Consider the following 15307-nt stretch of genomic DNA (forward strand, 5'->3'; position numbering starts at 1 on the left):
ACTTACCTCAGTTTCGGATTGAGAGCATCGCGCAGCCAATCGCCGAGCATGTTGACGGCCACGACCAGCAGGCAGAGCTGAATGACGGGGAAGAGCACGATCCACCAGGAACCGGAGAACAGGAACTGGTTGCCGATGCGGATCAGCGTTCCCAGAGACGGCTGGCTCGGCGGCATGCCGATGCCAAGGAACGAAAGCGTAGCTTCGGTGAGGATCGCCATGCCGAAGTTGAGCGTCGCCGCCACCATGATCGGCGTCAGCGTGTTAGGCAGGATGTGCTTGGCCATGATGCGTCGGGCAGGCACACCGATCAGCCGCGCCGCCGATACATAGTCCTTGCCGGTTTCGACGATGGCCTGCGCACGCACCGTGCGGGCATATTGTACCCAGGCGGACAGTGCGATGGCCAGAATGAGCACCCCCGACGCGCCGACCTCACGCAAGCTGACGGGCAGCATCTGGCGCACGACTGCCGAGACCAGAATGGCGACGAGGATGGTCGGAATGGACAGGGTTATGTCGCCGAAGCGCATCAGCAGATTGTCGATGAAACCGCCGAAGTAGCCGGAGATCAGTCCCGCGCTCATGCCGATCAGCAGCGAGAGCGCCACCGAGGCAATGCCGATGACGATGGAAATGCGCGTACCGTAGAGAATGGCCGACAGCATGTCGCGGCCCTGCGTGTCGGTGCCGAGAAGATAGGGCCATTCGCCCCCTTCGTCCCATAGCGGCGGCAGCTCCGCCTTCCACATATCGAGTGCTGCGCCGTCATAGGGGTTCTGCGGCGCGATCAGCGGGGCGAACAGTGCCGTCAGGATCAGGATCGCCAGGAGCGCGGCGCTGAACATCGCCGTCTTGCTATGCGTGAACGACCACCACACATCGCTCTTGCGGATACGCTGGAAGAGCGAAGGACGGGTGACGGGCGGAGTTTGAGAGGTCTGGATGCTCATCGGTCTTGGCCCCACAGTCGGTTCAACGGGCATTTCAGCGGGCTGTACGCAAGCGGGGATCGATTACCGCATAGGCAATGTCCACCAGCGTGTTGAGCACGACGAAGATGAAGGAAATGATGCAGAGATACGCCGCCATCACCGGAATATCGAGGAAGGTGACGGCCTGAATGAACAGCATTCCCATGCCCGGCCACTGGAACACGGTTTCGGTGATGAGCGCGAAGGCAATCAGTGAACCGACATTCATTGCGGTCATGGTCACGACCGGCATCAGGCAGTTGCGCAGCGCATGGCGGAAATAGATACGCCAGCGCGGAATGCCGCGCGCGCGGGCAAATTTTACGTAATCCGATCGCAGCACTTCCAGCATTTCAGCGCGCACCAGACGCATGACCAGCGTGACCTGATAAAGCGAAAGCGCGACGGACGGCAGCAGGATCGCCGCGCGTCCCGAAGACGTCAGGAGGCCCGTCGACCACCAGCCGAGCTGCACGACATCGCCGCGACCAAAGGCCGGGAGCCAGCCGATCGTAACCGAGAAGACGAGGATCAGCAGGATACCGACGACGAAGCTCGGCAGCGAGACGCCGACAATGGAGAGAAATTGCAAGCCCTCCGTATACCATTTGCCACGCTTGATCGCGGTCAGCACGCCGAGCGGAAGGCCGAGCAGCAGGGAGATCAGGGTGGCAACCAGCACCAGCTCGAGCGTCGCCGGAAATCGTTCGGCGATCAGGCTCAACACGTCCTGACCGTTACGGTAGGAAATGCCGAAATTGCCCTGCGCAGCGTTGACCACGAACCGGGTATATTGCGTCATGAGGCCATCGTTGAGACCCAGACGTTCGCGCAGATCATCGCGATCGGCCTGCGTCATCTGCTCGTTGGCCATCATCTCGACGGGGTCGCCCGCCAGCCGGAAAATCAGAAAGGCCAGCAAAGCGACGGCCAACATCACCATGACGGCATTTGCCAGACGCTTTATGATAAAAACCAGCATAGGAATTCCTCGATAACAGGACGCTTCGGGCAATCCTCCCGAAGCGTCCTGATTGAACTATTCGGCAAAGTGCGTCAGCCAGTGGCGCGGCTTGTTGTCCGGCAGCTGCACGACCTTATCGATCTCGTTCGACATGACCCAGGCCATCGGCTGCTGGTGCAAGGGCAGCATCACGATCTCGTCCTTCACCATTCGCAGCGCCTTCGTTTGCAGCGCCAGCCGCTTGGTGCGGTCCATTTCGGTCGATGCCTGCACGATCAGCTTGTCGATATCCGGATAGCTCCAGCCGCCCCAGTTGAAGACGCCGGCATTGGCCGTCTTGGTCTCGATCATCTGGAGAAGGATCGAATAGCTGTCGAGCATCGGTTCCGTAGCCCAGCCGATGAGATAGACGTCGGCCTTGCCGCCCGTACGTTTCGGCGCCTGTGCTGCGGTGGGCGCAATGTCGAGCTGCGGCTTGAAGCCTGCGCGGCTCAGCATGTTCACCAGCCCCTGGCACAGCTCCTCTTCGTTCACATAGGCGTCGGTCGTGCAGACCAGCGTGAACGGATAGTCCGAAGCCCCTGCCTCGGCCAGAAGCTTTTTCGACAGGGCCGGATCGTAACCCAGCGTGGTGTCCAGCTCGGGCACGTAACCCGGAATTTCCGGCGCGACCACCGCGCCCGCCGTGCGCGACTTGCCGCGCATGAGGCGCTTCTGGATCAGGTCCCGGTCGAGCGCATGGGCGAAAGCCTGGCGCACGCGCAGATCGTTGAACTTGTTCTCCGAACCGTTGGCGAGTTGCTGCTTGCGGTTGAAGCCGATCATCACGGTACGCAGATCGGTGCGTTCCATGACCTTCAGATCAGGCTGCGCCAGCAGCCGCGGCAGATCCTGCGACGGCGCGTTTTCCGTGAAATTGATTTCGCCGGAAAGGAGCGCGGCCACGCGCGTAGCCGCCGAGGTGATCGGCGTGAACTCGATACGCTCGATGTTGGAGTTCGAGGTCTTGTCCCACCACACCGGGTTTTTCACGAGGATCGTCTTGGAATCCGGCACTCGGCTTTCCAGCTTGAACGGGCCGGTGCCGTTGGTGTGGTAGGTGGCGTAGCCTTCGATCTTCGCGCCGACATCGGTCGGCTTGTCCGAATTGTTGGTCTTCAGCCAGCCCGCATCGAATACGTGGATGTTGGTGAGGTCGTTGAGAAGCAGCGGATACGGCCCGCTCAGCTCGATATCGACGGTATGGTCGTCCACCTTCGTGGAGGACTTGTAGGCCGGCAGGTTGCCGCGCAGCGGCGAAACCGGATCGCTGACGCGCTTCAGGGACGCGAGCACGTCGTCGGCATTGAAATCCGCGCCATCATGGAATCTCACACCCTTGCGCAAGTGAAATCGCCAGACCGTCTCGGAAACATTTTCCCAGGATTCGGCAAGGGCCGGTTCGATCTTCAGATCGGCGTCGTAGCGCACCAACCCTTCATAGACGTGATTGAGAAAGGACAGCGTATAGCTGTCGCCATAGGAATAGGGATCAAGCGAGTAGATATCGCGCGCCGCGCCCCATTTCAGTGTTTCGGCATGGCTGGACAAGGTAAGGCCCGCCAGCATCGTGGCCGCGAGGCCAAGTTTCTTCAACATGCGTTTGCTCCTCTTCTGGAAATTTGCGCCTCCTTTTCGGAGGTCTGTTGTCATGCATCGCCGCATCCGTCGCCGATGCGGCATTCTCAAGTGCCTGCGCCGGATGTGCGCGCACCCGGTTGGGTGTGATTTGTCTCCCCGCACATGGCCTGCCTCCCGGGTCACGTGCGGGTAGTATGGCGATCGGCAAAAAGTTGTCAACGTGATTGTAGACAATATTTGTCAATCGGCGACGCCATATATGTCGACAAAAGTACTATAAAAGCTGGGTTCCCACTCGACCATTCATACCGGATAGCTCGGCGAGACGATTTTCCTGACAGGAGGATGCTGCCAACTGCTATCCGGATATTTGGCGATCAGGCCGGCATATCGCGCCAGGCGAGCGCCCATTGTGCGCTTATCAGGGTTCGCTCTCGGGCTGCTGACTCGGAACAGCTGGCCGGAAGATCAGACTTCATGGAATTTCGGTGCCGCTGCATATCAAAAGAGCGTCTCACCGGGGGTGAAACGCTCTCATTGCTGCGGGCTGGTGAAGGTCAGGCCTTACTCGGCCATTTGCGTGTGCCAGTGGCGGGGCTTGTTGTCGGCACGGAAATCCACGTTCTCGACGCTATCCAGCATGGCCCAGGCGATCGGCTGCTGGTGAAGCGGGATCAGGATCGCCTTGTCCTTGGCGATTTTCAGTGCCCGTTCTTCCAGCGCGAGACGCTTGGCGGTATCAGGTTCCTGTGCCGCCTTCTTCACGAGATCGTCGAGCTCCGGATAGGACCAGCCGCCGTAGTTGGACACGCCCGTCGAACCGCCGCGCGTGGAGAGAACCTGAGAGAGCAGCGAATAGGCATCGAGTGTCGGCTCGTTGGCCCAGCTCAGATTGAACATGTCGGCCTTGCCATTGGTGCGCTTCGGCTGCTGCACGGCGCGGGGGCCCATGTCGATGGTGGGCTGGAAGCCGGCACGCTTCAGCATGTTGGCGATGCCCGAACAGAAGTCTTCCTCGTTGATGCTCTCGTCGTTCATGCATAGATAGGTGAAGGCGAGATCCTTTTGCCCGGCGTCTTCGAGCAGCTTCAGGGCAAGCTCGGAACCGACAGGCTGATAAGTGTCGAGCGACTTCGCGTAGCCGGCGATTTCCGGTGCGATGAGCGAGCCGGAGGGCCGCGCCAGACCGCGCATGATCTTCTTGTTGATGAGATCGCGATCGATGCTTGCATCCACAGCCTGGCGCACGCGAACGTCCAGGAACGGGTTCGGGCGCCCGTCTTCAAGCTTCTCCTTGCCGTTGAAGCCGATGAAGACCGTGCGCAGCTCCGTGCGCTTGCTTACCTTGATGCCCGGCGAGGATTCCAGACGGGGAAGATCCTGAATGGGTGCGGAATCGAGCAGATCGATTTCGCTGGAAAGAAGCGCGGCAACACGCGTAGCCGCCGACGAGATCGGAATATATTCGATCCGGTCCAGATTGTGCTTCTTCTGATCCCACCATTGATCGTTGACGACCAGAACGGTCTTGCTGTCCGGAACGCGGCTTTCAAGCTTGAACGGGCCTGTGCCGTTCGTGTTGTGCGTAGCATAGTTCTCGGTTTTGGACGCAATATCGGTCGGCTTTTCTGCGTTGTTGTCCTTCAGCCATTTCGCGCTGAACATGAAAATATTGGTCATGTCGTTCAGGAACAGCGCGGTCGGCGCCGAAACCTCGATATCAACGGTGAAATCATCGACCTTCTTGACGCCGACATAGAGCGGAATGTTGCCGCGTAGGGGCGAAGTCGGGTCCGAAACGCGGTTCATCGAGGCGACCACATCGTCGGCAGTGAAATCTGCGCCGTTGTGGAACTTCACGCCTTTGCGCAGCGTGAAACGCCAGTGTTTGTTGTCGACCAGCTTCCACTCGGTGGCGAGCGCCGGCTCGATCTCGAAGTTCGGGCCATAACGGATCAGGCCCTCATAGATGTGGTTCAGGAACGCCAGATTGGATGTCGAGGGAACGGAATCCGGATCGAGTGAATAGATATCTGCCCGGCTGCCCCAGCGCAGCGTGGCGGCACTTGCCGAAGTGGCCAGCACCGGTGCGGCAATCGTCGCTGCGGTCAGCGCGGATATGAGAAACCTGTTTAAACGCGACATGCTCTTCCCCTGATGATGACGATAGGCTCGTTGGTCTGAATTTTTTGGGCAGTATCGTAACCCGCCGTGATATTGTCAATGATATTGTTGACAATTATCGTTCAGAACATCAACAGTCTGAAACAAGACCGCGCTCCACAAACCGCGCATCGAATACTGCCAACAAGAAATATGAAGGGGTTATGAAATGGATGGGCTGCTCTTGCTTCACGGGACGATCGTCACCGTCGACGAGACACGGCGGATCATCGACGATGGTGCGCTGGCGATCGAGAACGACAGGATTGTCGACATCGGCACATCACAGGCGCTGGCTCCTCGTCATGCCGGAAAGAAAGTAATCGACTGCCGAGGCAAGATGGTCATTCCCGGGCTGATCGATGCCCATGGACATGCCGGCCATGCACTGATCCGCAGCATTGGCGCCGACACCAATTCGCTCTGGATGCGCATCGTGACGCCGGCCTACTATCACTATGTCACCCGCGATTACTGGTATGCGGATGGCCTCGTCTCCGGCCTGGAAAGACTTCGCGCGGGCGTAACCACCTCGGCCAGCATAATCACGTCGATGCCGCGCAGCGACGATCCGGTCTTTGCGATCAATCATGCTCGTGCCTATTCGGGACTGGGTCTTCGCGAGATAATCTGCGTCGGCTCCGCGGGCCTGCCCTGGCCGCAATCGGTTACGCGGTGGGAAAGCGGCAAGCCGGAGCGGCGCAGCGTTTCCTTCGAGGAGATGATCGAGGGCGCCGAAGCCATCATCGAAAGCCTGAACGGAACGGCCGACGGGCGCATCAAGGTCTTTTTGACGCCATTCACCATCGTGCCCTCGGTCGAACCGTCGAATGCCTCAACGCCGGATCTTGCCGTCAATCTCACGGAAAACGACCGGATGCAGGCGCGGCGCATCCGCGAAACTGCGCGCAAATGGGGCGTGCGCATTCATTCCGATGCCTTCGCCGGACAGATACGCATGGCGTGGCAGGACAAGGAAAATGCGTTGCTTGGCCCCGATGTGCACTTGCAGCATTGCTGGGGTATTTCCCACGAAGAGATCGACATTCTGGCCGAAACCGGCACCCATGTGACCCACGCGCCACCCGGACGCCACACCCCGATCATGCAGATGATGGCTCGGGGCGTGCCGGTCGCGATCACCTCGGACGGCGCGGCTCCGAGCCGTCATTTCGATATGCTCCAGATCGCGCGCATCGCGCAAACTACCCAGCACATCCTGCACAATCATGACCGCTACATCCTGCCGCCGGGCAAGGTCTTCGAGATGATCACCATCGATGCGGCCCGCGCCATCGGCATGGATCACGAGATCGGTTCGCTCGAGGTGGGCAAGAAGGCGGATATCGTCATCATCGACATGCGCAAGCCGCATCTGACGCCGAACTGGATGCCGGTCCACCGGCTGATCCATCAGGTTCTCGGCAGCGATGTCGACACGGTGATCGTCGACGGCAGGGTTCTCATGGAGCAAGGCACTGTACTGACGGCCGACATGTATGAAGCGCTCGCTTTCGGGGAAGCCGAAGCAAAGGCGCTCGTGGAACGGGCCGGTTTGCACGCCCATATGCACGATCCCGGTTGGAAGCGATTACACCGCACATTCCAGAGGCCTATTCCGCTACCCACCGTCCCGGACTGCTGACTTCACCACTCTAGTGGAAGGAAGTCAGGTGAGTTCAGCGATGGATAATAAAAGAGAGCCCGCCGGAGAGGGAGAGACCCAGAGCGGGCTCAGCTTGTTGCCAGCAATATAGGCAGCAAACACGATGCCACAAGGCTTCGATTTGTCGAGTCGACCAATATGGCTAGCCCCTGAAGCAGGCGAAGCGATTTCAGCGGCCGACTGTGCTGCGAGATTCGCCGCCAGGCTGGACCCCCTTGTAAGCCACAAAGTCTCAGAGATCGCACACCCCGGTCTCGACCCGGGGTGTCTGGCAATCGGGTAAGTTCGACTGTCAGAAGGTTGTTTGCGAGGTCGCTGCTTAGCCTTCCCAGATCAGGTCCCGCAGCTTGTTGCCCTACCAGTATCCGCACAGATAGCATGACGGCGGGCGCGGAACAGTGAACATAGGACGCGTGTTCAACAAACGAAGGGATTACGACAATGAAGTCAGCTTTGTTATCGCTCTGTGCGTCGGCTACGGTTTGCCTGCTCAGCACTTTGGCGGTCGCCGCGGACGCTGTAACCGTCACATCGCTGATGAAAAAGGACCTTCCTGACTACCCCGGCAAGGAGGGGCTGATGATATCGGTCGAGTATGCGCCGGGAGCCTCCGATCCTATTCACACACATGACGCCCATGCGTTCGTCTATGTTCTGGAGGGATCGATCGTGATGCAGGTCAAGGGAGAAAAGGAGGTCACCTTGTCTCCGGGAGAGACCTTCTACGAAGGTCCTTCCGACGTTCACGTTGTCGGCCGCAATGCGAGCACGTCCGAACCGGCGAAGTTTATCGTCGTGCTTCTTAAGAACAAGGACGCTCCGGTTCTCACGCCGGTGAAGTAACATTCGGCGCGCCTGATTGATCGTTGCTCCCGTACCTAGCGTGCCAATCGACGCGGCAGCGAAGCCCGCTTCCTGCAATCGGACTTCGCTCGTCTTTCACGTGTCGCCGATCACCGCCTCGATCTTGGCGATCCCGTCAACCAGGTCATCGATGCGCGGATGCGTCGCGTTGCGGCTGCGGTCGGCTTTATCCCGTTCGGGGGAAATCCTCGACCGGAGTCGGTCTATCTTCACGACGGACACGACGTTGGTCAGACACTTCCCAAGGCGCGATTGTTTCGATCGCCTCAGGTTGGAGGCTATCCACAATGAGTACGATGGTCGTCCGTCGTTATTGCGGTGCCGTCGCTTCGACCGGCAATGTGAAGACGAACGTCGCTCCATTCGGCTCGTTTTTCTCCGCCCACAAGCGACCGCCGTGCGATTCGATGATCGAACGGCAGATGGCCAATCCCATGCCCATGCCGTCTTCTTTGGTCGTGAAGAACGGTTCGAATATTCTGTCGGGAAACTCGATGCCCGGGCCGCAGTCGCTGATTTCCGTCTGGATCACAGCATCCACCGATCTTACCCTCATCAGCAGAACTCGGTCGCCCATGACAGGGGTCATCGCATCCATGCCGTTGCGGATAAGGTTGACCAGGACCTGCTGAATCTGGATGCGATCAAGTGCAATGGGCGGAAGGTCCCTTTCGATGTCGATATCCAGGCGGACACGCCGCCGCGCCGCTTCGTCGGCCACCAATTTCAAAGCTTCGGCGATAACGCCGCTGAGCGCGGTAGAACTCCTCGTCCCTACGGATTGTTTGAACAGGGCGCGGATTCGGCTAACGACATCGGCGGCGGATTTCGCGTAGCTAATGGTGCGCTCCGCCGTCTTTTGCGCACGCTCGAGATTTGGTGGTTCGGCGGTGAGCCAACGCTGGCAGGCATGAGAGTTCGCCATGACAGCCGCCAGCGGCTGGTTCACCTCATGGGCGATCGAAGCCGAGAGCTCCGCGAGGCTGGCGGCCTGTGCCGCCTTGGCGAGCCCGTCGAAAGCTTGCCGCAGCGCCGCTTCGGCGCGCAGCTGTGCCGCTTCCGCGCGCTTGCGTTCGGTCAAATCGAGAATGTAGGCGACCCCTTGCCTCGACTCCCCCTCGAAGCAAGCAGCCCCGATCAGTACAGGCACCCGGCTGCCATCCTTCCTGAAATACTCCTTCTCGCGGGGCTGCATCTTGCCCGTCGTCTTGAGCTCTTCAGCCTCTTCGTGCGTATGCGCTTCTTGCCATTCGGGAGGCGTCATATCGAACCATCGAAGCCCGGCGTGCAAATCCTGGCGGTCGTACTGGATCATGCGGAGAAACGCATCATTGGCGTCGATAAGCCGTCCGTCCAGGTCCCAGATAACGATCCCGATAATATCTGACTCGACCAGTCGCCGAATCTTCGATTCTCGTTCCTGAATGTCACTGTAAAGGCGCATCTGATCGTCTATGTCGAGAGAAACCCCGTACCATTGCAGAATCGCTCCGTCTTGACCTCGCAGCGGCTCGATACGGCCTTCCACCCAGCGATACACGCTGTCCGCGCGACGCAGGCGATATCTTCTGGAAAATGGCTCACCGGTGAGGAGAGAGTGGTTAAGCGCTTCCTTATACCCGGCTGTGTCATCGGGGTGGACGGCGGTCGCGACGGCTGCCGCCAGTCGGCTCCTACCTGGCTCTTCTAGATCCGTAATGTCCAGCCCGAGAAAATCGATCAGGCGCTTGTTGAAGAACATCGGATTGCCATCGGGCGCCAGACGCGCGATGGCAACTGGGACTACGTCGACGAGTTCTCGCAGTTCCCGCTCGCTTTGCCCCAGCGTGAGCAGTGCCTGCTGGTGCTGGCGGGAGATGGCGGCCACGATGAGCACGGAAAATGCCGAGATAGCCAAGAAAAGCTGCAGCGCATACTGCAATTGCCTCTGGAACTCAGGATCGCCGACAAATTGGCTGGCGCCCGATATCGTGAACACCACCGTGATGAGGGCCAGGAGGGTCAAGGCGACGGCAGCCCCCTTGAACTCGAAGCGGACCGCGGCCCAAAGAAGCGGTGGCAAGACGACGTAGGCGGAGGCCAGGTGACCGCTGAGGGAAAGGGCGGCGACACCGAGAAAGATCACCCCCAGGATGCTGGCTTCAATCCAACGTGTGGCCGAGAGCTGGGTCCTGTCGCCCCAGTTCTGGAACAGGACCAGCGCCAGTGGGGCCACGATCAAGACCCCGGTGGCGTCCCCGAGCCAGAATAGAGGCCAGGCCGCCGCGAAGGTTTGCGATTTTATGCCGAACCACGCGAGTGTCGCACTTCCCACGGTCGCGCTTACAACCGGCGCTATTCCGGCGCCGAGCACGACCAGTGCCAGAACCTCACGCAAGGTTTCCAGTCGAACCGGGCGCCCGCACGCCCAGTTCACGAGCCATGCGCCGACCACCGCCTCAAGAGCGTTGCCGGTATAGATCAGGAAGGCCGCAGGTAGCGGACTGAAGAACCACAGGGAATTGCTGAACATTTCAGCCAGACAGCCTGCCACCAACCACCACGGCCAGCTGTACCTGGAGGTGTAGACAAGCGTAGCAATGCAGAGCCCGCTCGGGGGCCAAATGGAAATGCCCGTTCCAGGTACGATTGCGAGCGCCTGCGCAACTCCGGCGCCCAAGACGTAGGCCGCAGCAAAAAGCCCTAGGTACAGGAGTTTGGGGCGGTGCGACCAGACGCAAGACCACCAGCTTCTTTCAAGTTCCGTAGTCTTATTTTCGTGGCCTGAGCTCAGTTCGCCTGAGACGAGAGGTCGAGGATCTGCTTGCAATCCCGGATCGGATCGCTCCAGATCATGTAGCGCGCGCGTCGCTACGGAGTCGGTTTCGCCAAGGGAGTTGGACGCTGTCGTCATTGGCTTTCTCCTTCGGCGACGAAAGCCAGCCGTTCGTATGCACCGTTGTGAATGGCGCGGTCACGAATTGAAGTCCATGAGATGCAGCGAACTGACCTGTGCGCACTGGTTTTGCGAAGACTCCACCCAAACCGCGTGAATGTAAAGGGCGGCATCGGGCTCATCAAATCACACTGCGCAGCCAGTCGGCGAAGAGCACGATCGCGCGCTTGCGAGGGTGCTCGGGCGAATGCAGCAGGTAATAGCCGAGGCCAGGCAGCGAAAGCTCGTGCGCCTTCACGAGTTCGCCCCGCGCCAGCTCGGGCGCCAGAACGATATCGCTGCAGATCGCCACGCCTTGTCCGGCCAGCACGGCCGCGATCGCATGCGCTTCCTCGCGAAAGCTCAGCTGGCAGGTCTCCGCGTCGCGCGGCAGGCAGGGGTCCAGCTCGCGCGCCGCCCTCCACCAGCGCCGCCAATTCGGGGTCTCGGCATCCGTTTTCATCCAGTCGTAGTGGATGCGCGGCAGCCGGTACATATCGGCCGCCGCGGCGAGAGGCCTTCCGTCGGGAAGCAGGTCAGGGCGGCAAACAGCGAAGTAGGTATCGCGAAACAGCTCCTGCGCGACGTGCTCGGCGGGCATGCGCCGCGTGTAGCGGATTGCTACATCGGCCTCGCCGCTCGCGAGATTCAACGGGCGATCGGTGCCGATGACCTCAAGCGCTATCCCGGGCTGGACGCTTCGCCACTTCGGAAGCCGCGGCACCAGCCAGTTGCTGGCGAAAGCATTTGGCGTGGTGACGCGCAGGGCCCGGCGTGTCACAGCCTCGGAGAGATTCGCGAGTGCCGCGTTGAAGGAGTCAAACCCATTGCGCAGGACCGGAAAGAGCAACTCTCCGGCGGCCGTGAGGCGAAGGGGACGCGGTCGTCGGAGGAACAGGGGCTGACCGCAAATGTCTTCCAGAAGGCGGATCTGATGGCTGATTGCGGTCGGCGTGACACCGAGCTCCGCCGCGGCGAGCCGAAAGCTCAGATGCCTGGCGGCACTCTCAAAGGATCGCAACGCGTTGAGCGGAGGCAATTTCCTCATCCTTCGAGCGTAGATGAATTCGGTTCATCCATCACGTGATTTCTTCGATTTTGCCAACTGCACTTCCCTTGTGAGAGGCTCACGCGCAGACACTTGGACGGGGGAGCGAAGATGCAGCCCGACGATATGACGTTCGCCGCGAAAGGCAACTTGCGGGATGAAGCCCGACTGCGTCGCACGCTTCGTGGAGAGGCGGTGCTGCCGGGCGATCCCGGCTATCAGCGAGCACGACAAGTGTGGAACGGCCTCGTCGACAAACGGCCAGCTGCGATCGCCTATTGCGCCGGGACGGACGATGTGGTCGCCGCGCTCTCCTTCGCGCGAGAGAATGCCTTAACGATTTCGGTTAGGAGCGGCGGGCACAACGTTGCGGGCAATTCCGTGTGCGAAGGCGGGCTCGTCATCGATCTGTCCCGGATGAAGAACAGGTCGGTCGATGACAAGCGGTGCGTCGCCTGGGCCGAGGCCGGCCTGACACTCGCCGAGTTCGACGGCGCGACGCAGGTTCGCGGCCTCGCGACGACAATGGGCGTCAACGGCGACACGGGTATTGCCGGGCTTACTCTGGGCGGCGGTTTCGGCAAGCTCGGGCGGCGCTTCGGGCTCGCCTGCGACAATCTCTTGTCGGCGGAGGTCGTTACGGCAGATGGGAGGGTGCTTCGCGCGAGTGCCGACGAGAACCCGGATCTCTTCTGGGGGCTGCGCGGCGGCGGCGGCAATTTCGGTATCGTGACCGGCTTCGAGTACGGGCTCCATCCAATCGGGACGGAGGTCGTCGCCGGTGGTCTCGTCTTCCCGGAAGCAAAGGCGCGCGACGCGCTGAGATTCTATGACGAGTTCGCGAGAACGGCGCCGGATGAACTCAGCCTCGATGCGGCCTTGGTCACATCGGCAGGCGAATGGACGTTCTCGATCTCGATCTTCCATTCGGGCCCACCTGCGGAGGCTGCGAAGGCTGTCGCCCCGCTACTCGAATATGCCAGACGCCAGACGGTGAACGAGCGTCTCGCGCGGACATCCTACCTTACGGTGCAGTCGGCCGGCGACGCCGTGTTCCCGCGTGGACGCCGCTACGCGTGGAAGGCGCAGTTCATGCGCGAACTAACCGACGATGCGATCGACGTTCTCCTGGACGTCTACCGGAAGGCACCGAGCGATAATGCGCTGTTCGTGCTTCAGCAGGTCGGCGGAGCGATAGCGCGCGTCCCGGTTTCGGAAACGGCCTATGCGTGCCGAAACGCGGAATTCGACTGCTTCCCGATCGCCATCTGGGACGATCCGGCCCGTGACGAGAAAAACATCGGCTGGGTCCGCGAGGTATGGGCTGCAATACGGCCTTTTTCGACGGGTGCGGTCTATGTGAACAATCTCGGGGACGAGGGTCAGGAGCGCGTGAAAGCGGCCTACGGGCCGAACTATCAGCGGCTTGTCGAATTGAAGACAAAGTACGACCCGATGAATATCTTCTGCCTGAACCAGAACATCAAGCCAATGGGGTGTGGTCAGGTCGAACGAAGTCACCGGTAGCCCGTCTGGCAGTCGAACCGCGCCGCGAAAGATCCTTTCGTGGACCCGGGAGTGTCAGCCGCCTGGAGCTTTCGCGCCTTCAGAAGCTATCGTTGAGCCGGCCTTCCATGGCTCGAAAGCTGTCAGGCCACCTCAAGGTGTGGGTCTTTCGCCCCGTGGGTGATCGGCAGCGCGGGGGGCTTCCACTGCACGTGGGAAGCGTTAAGTCGGCGCGCCACTATATCATGGTTGAGCCACTGGACAGGACCGGAGGGGTCTGAGGACTCGGCAAAAATCAGCTGCCCCGTCGCCTCCACCACGAGAGCGCTCAGCAGGTCGCTGATCATTGCCTTGCTGTCCCGATGCATCTGCGTGATCTCGTTGGACGTGCCGATGGTCAGATCGGACTGGGCTTGACTGTTCGCCATGGGCCACGCGGAGAAGTCGTAAAATGGGCGCATGACCTCGTTGGCCTGCATGTCAGTAATTTTCTGGAATACATCCTTCATCGTGAAGCCGTGCGCCAGAAGCTGCTGGCAGGCCTGCCACTGGTACTCTGCCCATTGGCCGCCGTTCTCCTTCTTTAGCGCAAGCAGCAGCGGTATCAGTGGAAGCTCGATGCCCGTGAATACATCGGACGAATTGGTCCGGATTTCGGGACAGTTATAGACTGCCGCCTTGACACCCGATGCCCAGGCTTCCTCCGCGATCTGTTCAAGCCGCATCTTGGCGTAACCCTGGGTGTAGTTGGTGTAGGTCTGCCAACGATAGCTCCCGTCGATCAGCACTGCCGTTCCGTGGTAACCGTAGGCCGTATACCGGACCTGACCACCCGATGCCTCGACGCGCTCCCGGATCGCCGCGCTGAAGTCGATGAGGTGTCGAAAGGTGATTGCGGAGACTTCGTCGAAATTCTGCAGGATGAGCTTGCCCATATCACTGTCGACCAGGGCTTGCGACGACATGTGGCGGGGACCACGCCCCTTGTAGATTCGGTTGGCAACGACCAGGAAGACCTTCGCCTTGGGGATGCCTCCGGCCATTGTATGGGCGAAGAAGACATTGCGGCCGTCGGCGATCATTCCGTCGAGGACGGCCATGACCCGCGAAAGCGAACTTGTGAACCGCGCGGTGGCGATGTTGCGGCACTGTTGGATGTAGTCCCAGTCGAGCTTGTCATCTTGCCAGCTCTCCAGCGTCATTGTCGCAAGGAGATCGGTCGGAGTTGGGCCACCGGCTGGAGCGTCAAGATCGAAGCCGGCCATGAGCGGTATGTTGATAATCCGGCCGCCCAGTCGGGCTTCGGCGGCAGAGAGTTCGTCCGGGTCCAGAGGCCGCAGGGCGTTGTTTTCGTCGCGCCGTCCGACCGTGATCCCCACGATCTCCATCCCAGCCCGCCGGGCTTCGTGGAGCAAGCCGGTCGCGTATCCGCGACCGAACAGTTCGCCGAAGAGGACGAAAACATCGCCTTTACGAAAGACGCTGTTTTCCGCAACGCGATTCAATGCGATGAGGTTTTCCATGCTGTCAGGCCCTTTGGTCCGTTGGTCGTCGAGCGAAGGCTCAGACGAACTCAGATAGTCACATG

Annotated in this window: 11 protein-coding genes; 3 read left to right on the forward strand and 8 right to left on the reverse strand. The window is 60.3% G+C overall.

The annotated features are described in order from the left end of the window. Positions 1–2: 2 nt before the first annotated feature. From FKV68_RS31540 to FKV68_RS31555, 4 genes are all read right to left on the reverse strand, one after another. Positions 3–953 carry an ABC transporter permease gene (locus tag FKV68_RS31540; protein ID WP_180942825.1) on the reverse strand — a complete coding sequence of 317 codons (951 nt, stop codon included), beginning with the start codon at positions 951–953 and terminating at the stop codon, positions 3–5. A gap of 34 nt (positions 954–987) precedes the next feature. Beyond that, positions 988–1956, reverse strand: coding sequence for an ABC transporter permease (locus FKV68_RS31545; protein ID WP_180942826.1), 969 nt, complete (start codon positions 1954–1956; stop codon positions 988–990). A 57-nt stretch (positions 1957–2013) separates the two neighbouring features. Further along, positions 2014–3576 (reverse strand): ABC transporter substrate-binding protein, encoded by a 1563-nt coding sequence (locus FKV68_RS31550; protein WP_180942827.1) that lies wholly within the window; start codon positions 3574–3576, stop codon positions 2014–2016. A 546-nt stretch (positions 3577–4122) separates the two neighbouring features. Further along, positions 4123–5703: an ABC transporter substrate-binding protein gene (locus FKV68_RS31555; RefSeq protein ID WP_180942828.1), complete on the reverse strand. Its 1581-nt coding sequence runs from the start codon at positions 5701–5703 to the stop codon at positions 4123–4125. Between the two features lie 187 nt (positions 5704–5890). Between FKV68_RS31555 and FKV68_RS31560 the strand changes: the two genes are divergently transcribed. Together FKV68_RS31560 and FKV68_RS31565 are read left to right on the forward strand one after the other, a co-directional pair. Further along, on the forward strand, positions 5891–7366 hold the full coding sequence (locus FKV68_RS31560; protein ID WP_180942829.1) for an amidohydrolase family protein: 1476 nt from the start codon (positions 5891–5893) through the stop codon (positions 7364–7366). A gap of 462 nt (positions 7367–7828) precedes the next feature. After that, positions 7829–8230: a cupin domain-containing protein gene (locus FKV68_RS31565; RefSeq protein ID WP_180942830.1), complete on the forward strand. Its 402-nt coding sequence runs from the start codon at positions 7829–7831 to the stop codon at positions 8228–8230. Between the two features lie 96 nt (positions 8231–8326). Here FKV68_RS31565 and FKV68_RS31570 read toward each other — a convergent pair whose 3' ends face one another. The 3 genes from FKV68_RS31570 to FKV68_RS31580 all read right to left on the reverse strand — a co-directional run bounded on the left by FKV68_RS31570 (position 8327) and on the right by FKV68_RS31580 (position 12213). Next, entirely contained in the window at positions 8327–8464 is a 138-nt protein-coding gene (locus FKV68_RS31570) for a hypothetical protein (RefSeq protein WP_180942831.1), read from the reverse strand. Between the two features lie 97 nt (positions 8465–8561). After that, positions 8562–11144 (reverse strand): MASE1 domain-containing protein, encoded by a 2583-nt coding sequence (locus FKV68_RS31575; RefSeq protein WP_180942832.1) that lies wholly within the window; start codon positions 11142–11144, stop codon positions 8562–8564. A 163-nt stretch (positions 11145–11307) separates the two neighbouring features. After that, positions 11308–12213 (reverse strand): LysR substrate-binding domain-containing protein, encoded by a 906-nt coding sequence (locus tag FKV68_RS31580; protein WP_180942833.1) that lies wholly within the window; start codon positions 12211–12213, stop codon positions 11308–11310. 111 nt (positions 12214–12324) lie between these two features. Here FKV68_RS31580 and FKV68_RS31585 point away from each other — a divergent pair, with 111 nt between their 5' ends. Beyond that, the gene (locus tag FKV68_RS31585; RefSeq protein WP_180942834.1) at positions 12325–13740 is read left to right on the forward strand and encodes an FAD-binding oxidoreductase; all 1416 of its coding nucleotides are present in this window, start codon (positions 12325–12327) and stop codon (positions 13738–13740) included. A 122-nt stretch (positions 13741–13862) separates the two neighbouring features. Here FKV68_RS31585 and FKV68_RS31590 read toward each other — a convergent pair whose 3' ends face one another. Then, positions 13863–15242: an enoyl ACP reductase FabMG family protein gene (locus tag FKV68_RS31590; RefSeq protein ID WP_180942835.1), complete on the reverse strand. Its 1380-nt coding sequence runs from the start codon at positions 15240–15242 to the stop codon at positions 13863–13865. Positions 15243–15307 lie beyond the last annotated feature (65 nt).

The sequence above is a fragment of the Sinorhizobium mexicanum genome, assembly GCF_013488225.1.
In the GTDB taxonomy this organism is placed as follows: domain Bacteria; phylum Pseudomonadota; class Alphaproteobacteria; order Rhizobiales; family Rhizobiaceae; genus Sinorhizobium; species Sinorhizobium mexicanum.